10 protein-coding genes are annotated in these 6,488 nt (G+C 36.3%); all 10 read right to left on the bottom strand.

The window, feature by feature from the left end; genetic code table 11:
* Window positions 1-232 precede the first annotated feature (232 nt).
* The 10 genes from ACFIKE_RS03235 to korA all read right to left on the bottom strand — a co-directional run bounded on the left by ACFIKE_RS03235 (window position 233) and on the right by korA (window position 6,453).
* Complete coding sequence (locus tag ACFIKE_RS03235; protein WP_375648388.1) at window positions 233-991, bottom strand: type IV secretion system protein; 759 nt, start codon at window positions 989-991, stop codon at window positions 233-235.
* Complete coding sequence (locus ACFIKE_RS03230) at window positions 988-3,459, bottom strand: VirB4 family type IV secretion/conjugal transfer ATPase (protein ID WP_375648387.1); 2,472 nt, start codon at window positions 3,457-3,459, stop codon at window positions 988-990. Before ACFIKE_RS03230 ends, ACFIKE_RS03235 begins: the two co-directional genes overlap by 4 nt.
* A 2-nt stretch (window positions 3,460-3,461) precedes the next feature.
* Window positions 3,462-3,770 (bottom strand): type IV secretion system protein VirB3, encoded by a 309-nt coding sequence (locus tag ACFIKE_RS03225; protein ID WP_015857019.1) that lies wholly within the window; start codon window positions 3,768-3,770, stop codon window positions 3,462-3,464.
* Window positions 3,771-3,782: 12 nt separating this feature from the next.
* Window positions 3,783-4,094 (bottom strand): conjugal transfer protein, encoded by a 312-nt coding sequence (locus ACFIKE_RS03220; protein WP_375648386.1) that lies wholly within the window; start codon window positions 4,092-4,094, stop codon window positions 3,783-3,785.
* A 120-nt stretch (window positions 4,095-4,214) separates the two neighbouring features.
* Window positions 4,215-4,535, bottom strand: a complete 321-nt coding sequence (trwL, locus tag ACFIKE_RS03215; protein ID WP_375648385.1) for a VirB2 family type IV secretion system major pilin TrwL — start codon at window positions 4,533-4,535, stop codon at window positions 4,215-4,217.
* A gap of 130 nt (window positions 4,536-4,665) precedes the next feature.
* A complete protein-coding gene (trwL, locus tag ACFIKE_RS03210; RefSeq protein ID WP_375648384.1) occupies window positions 4,666-4,980 on the bottom strand; it encodes a VirB2 family type IV secretion system major pilin TrwL in 315 nt (104 codons plus the stop codon).
* 34 nt (window positions 4,981-5,014) lie between these two features.
* On the bottom strand, window positions 5,015-5,317 hold the full coding sequence (trwL, locus tag ACFIKE_RS03205) for a VirB2 family type IV secretion system major pilin TrwL (RefSeq protein WP_375648383.1): 303 nt from the start codon (window positions 5,315-5,317) through the stop codon (window positions 5,015-5,017).
* 134 nt (window positions 5,318-5,451) lie between these two features.
* Window positions 5,452-5,766 carry a VirB2 family type IV secretion system major pilin TrwL gene (gene trwL / locus ACFIKE_RS03200; RefSeq protein ID WP_375648382.1) on the bottom strand — a complete coding sequence of 105 codons (315 nt, stop codon included), beginning with the start codon at window positions 5,764-5,766 and terminating at the stop codon, window positions 5,452-5,454.
* Between the two features lie 101 nt (window positions 5,767-5,867).
* Window positions 5,868-6,191: a VirB2 family type IV secretion system major pilin TrwL gene (gene trwL, locus ACFIKE_RS03195; RefSeq protein WP_375648381.1), complete on the bottom strand. Its 324-nt coding sequence runs from the start codon at window positions 6,189-6,191 to the stop codon at window positions 5,868-5,870.
* Window positions 6,154-6,453 (bottom strand): KorA family transcriptional regulator, encoded by a 300-nt coding sequence (gene korA, locus ACFIKE_RS03190; protein ID WP_015857010.1) that lies wholly within the window; start codon window positions 6,451-6,453, stop codon window positions 6,154-6,156. The genes trwL (ACFIKE_RS03195) and korA overlap by 38 nt, the downstream gene beginning before the upstream one ends.
* Window positions 6,454-6,488 lie beyond the last annotated feature (35 nt).

Genomic DNA, 6,488 nt, shown 5'->3' with positions numbered 1-6,488 from the left:
GATCAATTTTATTGAAAAGTTGCGTGAACACTGTAAAGTTCATGGAATTCCTCTTTAACGAATTTTCAACTTTTTATATGATTTTTAAGCATTTTTCGTTGAGTTTTTTAGGATAGAATTAAATTTCGTAGATCTTTTCAGTCTATGAGAGAGAACTGAATATTATGCACTAACCTTTGCTTTTTACGAGCATACAGGAAAAATAATACACGAAATATTGTTATAAAAAGCCTTATCTAATAAATCTTATGGTAGGCATTTTCGAGTTTTTACTATTCAAAATTTTTATGTTATGTTTGTCCTTCTGCTGTTTGATAAGTGTATATTCAGCATTGCGTAAATGTGTGACCATTTGTAGTTTTGCTGTTTCATTTTGTACCATAGCGAGCATTCCAATTATATGTGCTTGTAACTCAGCAATACTTTTTAGATCTTTTGTTGTCTTGATTTCGTTTAATAGTTCTTCAATTTGCTGAAAACGATTGTTTGCTTCTTCAAAAGTCTTTAGACTTACGGCTTTATCAGTGATGGCTGCATATTGGCTACGCTTGTTGATAAAACTGCTAGATTCATGGACAGAGATAGGAATTTCTTCTTCTTTTAAAATATTTTCAAGTGATGTAGCTAGAGCAGAAGATTTATTTCTATTGTAGAGCGTTTCTGGATTTTTGAGAAAAAAACTGCTGTGATCTGTTTGTGCACTTTTAAGTTTTTTAGTGTCGAATTTTTGGCTTCCCGTTATAGATTCGTGTATCCTTTTTGTTTCCTCAAGTTGTTTTTTTAGTGTTTCGAGAAGTTGGGCATCATGTGGCGCTTTCTTTTGTTGTGGAGGTGTTTTCTTTGATGTTTTTGAACTTCCAAAAAAATTGGGCCACGTCGTTGGAATTGATGCCGACAAATCCGCTGCTCCAGCGCCCCAAACCCAAGCCATTGCTGGGTTTGGAATCCCTAAAGTTATTACAACTACTATTGGAATGACCTTTTTTTTCATGTTTCCCTCCTGTCATTTTTTGCGTGCTGTAAGAAAATTGGCAACCATATTGCCGGATCATCACCAACTTCCGCGATAATGCTTTCGGCTAATTCTGCGTTATCAGGTGTGCCTGATAACACCAAGAGCTCGTCACTAAAGTCGTGTTCGATGGTTTTTCCACCGCTTGTCAGATGAAATTTACCAAGATTCAGTTCTGCAAGCGCAGATTGATCACCCTGCTTAATGAGGAATTGGCGACTAAACTCACCAAGTCCTTTAACGAGTTCAAATTCGGTATCTGTTAGTTTAAAACCTTTTGTATAATCTTCATAGTTTGCCTTGGGATTGGCTAGAAAAATGTAAGTCGCACACTGTTGAATGAGTGTTTTGGCAATATTACTTTCTAAGGCATCGCTAGGCTCTTGTGTTGCGTAAACAAAAATACCATTTTGTTTACGGATAGTCTTTTGTTTATTTTTCGCTAAATCTTCAAAGTACGGATCTTGCAAAGGCTTCCAAAACTCATCAAAGATATACATAAATCGCTGTCCGCTAATCATGCCTTCTGTGCGGTAAAGCAAATACATCATCACTGGGGTGCGAGTTTCAAAATTATCTAAGAATTCCGTGATATCAAAGCCGTAAATTTGATGTGTCGAGAGATCAAGAGCATCGTGGGGATTATCAAACAACCATCCATAATCACCACCTTCACACCATTTTAGTAAGCGAGCATGAACAGATGGGTGAGCATTATAATCACTTAAACGTGGATTTGGTAAAAATTGTACTAGAAAGGACAAACGACGGAGTGATCGGTCAATGTTACTGCTCATAACAGACATAACTGCTTTGTTAATTTCTTCTTCGTCGTGATGCGTGACTTCACCACCAGCTTCTGCCAATTTTTTAACAAATTGTTTCAGAAAAATAAGATTTTCTTGTGTGGGTGGGAGTTGGAAAGGATTGAAACCACTTCTCCTGCCTGGCTTGAATGTTAAATATTTTCCACCCATCGCTCGAATGGCAACTTCCATGCCACGATCTTTATCAAAAACAACAGTTGTCGGCTTAAATTTTTGTGCTTGTGCTAACAAAAAGCCAAGTAACACGGTTTTACCGGAACCAGATTGTCCGATAAGTGCGGTATTACCGAGCAAACGTTTATCTGTTGAGTCCTCTTCAAGTTTGGAGGCATGAAAGTTGAAATAAAGCGGTGTTTTACTGGTTGTTTTAAGAATTGTGACGGCTGGGCCCCATGGGTTACCAGTGGGTTTTCCTGACATAAAATTATGAAAAGATGAAAATGATAAAAAGTTTAATGATGTAATCGGAGCAGGACGTGGTCTCCATTTCCAATTGCCAGGAAGTTGTGCCCAATAGCCAGCCTCTATCGCTAAGTCTACAGGTTTGGGGAGTAGCGCAACGTCTAGTAATGCTGCACTCGCTTTGGCCATATGGTCGCGAACTTGTTGAATTGTATCACCATAGATAGTCAATGTGCAGTGATGTTCTCCCATGACAAAATGCCCGCTGATAAGCTGGTTTAGTGCTTCGTCAATTTGTTCAATTTGGCTCGTTGCCACATCTCGTGCATCAATAAGGTTACGCTGATGCCGTTGTAAATAGTCTTTAGCAGCATGTCGAGAAAGCACCGAAAAGCTCTGTGTCAATATGAACTCGAAGTCACTTTCCAACAAAACATTTAATTGTCCCGGTTTGGTTGTTGCATCATATTCTTTAACTTCCAGCATTCCAAATCGACGCATTCCACTGGTTGTTCGCAGTTCACCAAGAGCACCCCATTTTGAGAAAAAAGGTCGATTGATAGACATATAGTCAGCAAAACGGTCATGGCAAATTGGCATGGGGCGATATTCACCATTGACAAGCATTCCAAGGAACTCAAGTGCAGAAGAATAAGCATGTCCATTTTTTTCATAAGCACCAAGAAGTTCTGCACCGTAACGGTTTAAAGATTGGCCTAAAGTACGATTGATGTCATTGAGTTCTTTGATACATGAGTCTTGTCGCATCTTTTTTTGGTCAAGCGTTTCACGTTCATGTTGAGAAAAGAACGACATAATTTTATCCGCTATCGGCTGAAAAATGACAGTCAGATATAAATCATTGACCATCAAATTATAACCAGTAAAGCTTTGCCGATATTTTTCATCAAGTTGATAGCAAAACATTTGATCAAATGTTGAATCAGGATATTCATAAACACGGCGGCGCACAATATGTGTCCAAAATGATAAATTGGCTGATGAAATACCCCGTAGAGTATTATTAAGCTCTTTTATCCATTGAAAGATATCTTCTTCTGAAGCGCTTTGATGTGAACGCCCGTCAATCTTCCAAATCGATAAATATTCCGCATTTTTAGTAGAGATAATCGTATCTGTAATATGATGTGAATAAGGCAGAAATAGGCTTACAGGTGTCTCTGATGCAAGGCGTTTGCTACTTTCAACAACTGTCATGTTTATCTCCTTTTACTGTAATCAGAGGGACTATAACTTGATGCGCCCCAAAAACCTTTGTTTCGATTGCGAAATTTAGTATCGATCCATAACCACCAGATACGAAATGCCTTATCATCGTTTTTAGTAATTTGCACCATAATGAACCATAATGGAGGTGCTATAATCCACAAAAAGATACTTACTGTCATAGCAATAACAGCGACTCCCATAACCATAACGATAAATGGCATCATGGGGACACCCCATATAGTTGGAACACGTGTTGCTCCTTTGAATAGGGGGAATTCTTTTTGTTCTTGTGATTTCATAGGGTGCTCTTGTTAGTGGAGGTGAAATAATATGTGGCTAATATAAAAGGCTGCACCAGCAATAATGACGCTGAATGCCCATCGCATAAATGTAGCTCTTGCAATGATGCGAAATATATAAATAAGCAAAAGAAATAAAAGAATAATAGCAGCAGCGATAGGAATAAGTATACTTAATCCATATTGCATCCCTATGAAAACATCTAAACTTTTCGTTTCCGTTTGAGCATATGCAGATTGAGTTATTAATAACATAACTGAAGTGATAACAATAGCACTAATCTTATTACATATTTTTACTCGAAGTGTGTTTAATTGTTTCATATCCTTTATCCCCTTTTAATTAAAGTTGCTATAAATAATATTCCTTTTTTCAGTATGGCTACATTATTACTGGTATACAGCTACTATTCATTTTATTATTAACTTTATTTATTGTTAACTTTACGCTGTTTTAAACAACATTGTAACAAGTTGGGTTGAAGAACCTGCGATGACAACACCGATTGCCCACCGTACAAACGTATCCTTTCCGATGTAACGTCCTGCATAACCAATTGCTAAGCACAAAAGTATAACGGCAGCAGCAACAGGAATAATATGACTAGTAAGATCTGTTTGTAGAGTTGTTAAAGCTTTGTTGGCTTGACCCAAAACTTGTGCTTGAGCACATATAGGATGAGTTATAAAAAATGTTGTTATAGCTGCAGCAATTGTTATGATTCTGTTGTTATTTTGTGATTTTAAATTATTTAATTTTCTCATTTTTTATTCTTTCATGAAGCATTTATGAATGCTATGTGTTATTATTTTACATTAAATGGTACTATCACCAGTGTATCTACAATAGATAAATAAAACCTATTTTGTTAAAATTATACTTACATATAATTCATTATGGTTTAAATAGCATTGAGACAAGTTGGGTTGAAGAACCTGCGATGACAACACCGATTGCCCACCGTACAAACGTATCCTTTCCGATGTAACGTCCTGCATAACCAATTGCCAAGCACAAAAGTATAACAGCAGCAGCAACAGGAATAATGTTTTTAACAAGATCATCCTGTAAACTTGTTAAAGCTTTGTTCGCTGGAACCAAAACTTGCGCTTGGGAATGTACAGGATGAGTTATAAAAAACGCGGTTATAGCTACAGAAGCTGGAATGATTCGATTATTTTTTGATCTAAAATTATTCAATTTCTTCATTTTTGTTAACCAATAATTACATTTAAATTTATTATTACTTAGTAAATAACATTCCAACAAGTTCAGTTGCTGAACCTGCAATGACAACACCAATTGCCCAGCGTACAAATGTATCCTTTCCGATGTAGCGCCCTGCATAACCAATTGCTAAGCACAAAAGTATCACGGCAGCAGCAATAGGGATAAGCAGCTTTAAGTCTGTTTGGAGCGCTTTTAAAGCTGTGTCCGCATTTGTTAATTTTGCCTGAGCATACACAGAATTGCTCATAAAAAATGTTGTTATAGCTGCAGAAATTGTTATAATTCTGTTGTTATTTTGTGATTTTAAATTATTCATTTTTTATTCTTTCATGAAGCATTTATGAATGCTATGTGTTATTATTTTACATTAAGTGATACTATCATCAGTGTATCTACAATAGATAAATAAGATCTATTTTTGTTAACCAATAATTACATTTAAATTTATTATTACTTAGTAAATAACATTCCAACAAGTTCAGTTGCAGAACCTGCGATGACAACACCGATTGCCCACCGTACAAACGTATCCTTTCCGATGTAACGTCCTGCATAACCAATTGCTAAGCACAAAAGTATCACGGCAGCAGCGATAGGGATAATATTGTCAATAAGATCTTTTTTCAGAGCATCTAAAGCTGTTTTTGCCTTGTTCAAAACTTGCGCTTGAGCACATATGGGATGTGCCATAAAAGATACGGTTAAAGCTGCAGAAAATGCAATAATTCGATTATTTTTTGATTTCGATTTACTTAATTGTTTCATTTTCTATTCTCTTAAGAGTTTTATCGTTATTTTCAACATCATTGAGATTATTACTAATTTATCTAAAATTAATAAGTAAAAAAATTATACTCACATATAATTTATGGAGCTGTTCCAAATAGCATTTTGACAAGTTCAGCTGCAGAACCTGCGATGACAACACCGATGGCCCAGCGTACAAACGTATCCTTTCCGATGTAGCGTCCTGCATAGCCAATTGCTAAGCACAACAGTATAACGGCAGCAGCAACAGGGATAATGTGTCCAATAAGATCTTTTTTCAGAGCGTCTAGAGCTGTCTTTGCCTTGCCCAAAACTTGCGCCTGAGCACATATGGGATGTGCAGTAAAAAATACGGTTAAAGCTGCAGAAAATAAAGCAATTTTATTACGAGCTGTTGTGTGAAGAATATTTAATTGTTTCATGTTCTTTATCCTGATTAAGATTAAAACTCCCACAAATGACCCCTCGTTCATGAAGAAACTTAAAGAGATATTTTGGATCAGCCCAAGTTCTTAATTTTCCTCTTTGTGTAAGTAACGTATATTTATTTGGTTTTCCGGTGATTGGATCATCGGAAATAAACGTGAAATACCATTCTCTTTCTGAAAGCATCACGACTGTAATCTCACGTGCTGCTTTTTGACTAAATGCTATATCAACGCTGTTTTGTTCTATCATTTTCATTATCTTTGCCCTCAATTAGAAGAGATTTTCTCCAA

Source organism: Bartonella sp. MU70NMGDW (assembly GCF_042194085.1).
Taxonomy (GTDB): Bacteria; Pseudomonadota; Alphaproteobacteria; order Rhizobiales; family Rhizobiaceae; genus Bartonella; species Bartonella grahamii.
Note: the sequence above shows the minus strand (reverse complement) of the source record. Positions and strands in the feature narration are given on the sequence as shown.

Coding starts and splice junctions, on each gene's coding strand:
- ACFIKE_RS03235 (WP_375648388.1), bottom strand. CDS start 991: ATGAAAAAAAAGGTCATTCCAATAGTAGTTGTAATAACTTTAGGGATT.
- ACFIKE_RS03230 (WP_375648387.1), bottom strand. CDS start 3,459: ATGACAGTTGTTGAAAGTAGCAAACGCCTTGCATCAGAGACACCTGTA.
- ACFIKE_RS03225 (WP_015857019.1), bottom strand. CDS start 3,770: ATGAAATCACAAGAACAAAAAGAATTCCCCCTATTCAAAGGAGCAACA.
- ACFIKE_RS03220 (WP_375648386.1), bottom strand. CDS start 4,094: ATGAAACAATTAAACACACTTCGAGTAAAAATATGTAATAAGATTAGT.
- trwL (WP_375648385.1), bottom strand. CDS start 4,535: ATGAGAAAATTAAATAATTTAAAATCACAAAATAACAACAGAATCATA.
- trwL (WP_375648384.1), bottom strand. CDS start 4,980: ATGAAGAAATTGAATAATTTTAGATCAAAAAATAATCGAATCATTCCA.
- trwL (WP_375648383.1), bottom strand. CDS start 5,317: ATGAATAATTTAAAATCACAAAATAACAACAGAATTATAACAATTTCT.
- trwL (WP_375648382.1), bottom strand. CDS start 5,766: ATGAAACAATTAAGTAAATCGAAATCAAAAAATAATCGAATTATTGCA.
- trwL (WP_375648381.1), bottom strand. CDS start 6,191: ATGAAACAATTAAATATTCTTCACACAACAGCTCGTAATAAAATTGCT.
- korA (WP_015857010.1), bottom strand. CDS start 6,453: ATGAAAATGATAGAACAAAACAGCGTTGATATAGCATTTAGTCAAAAA.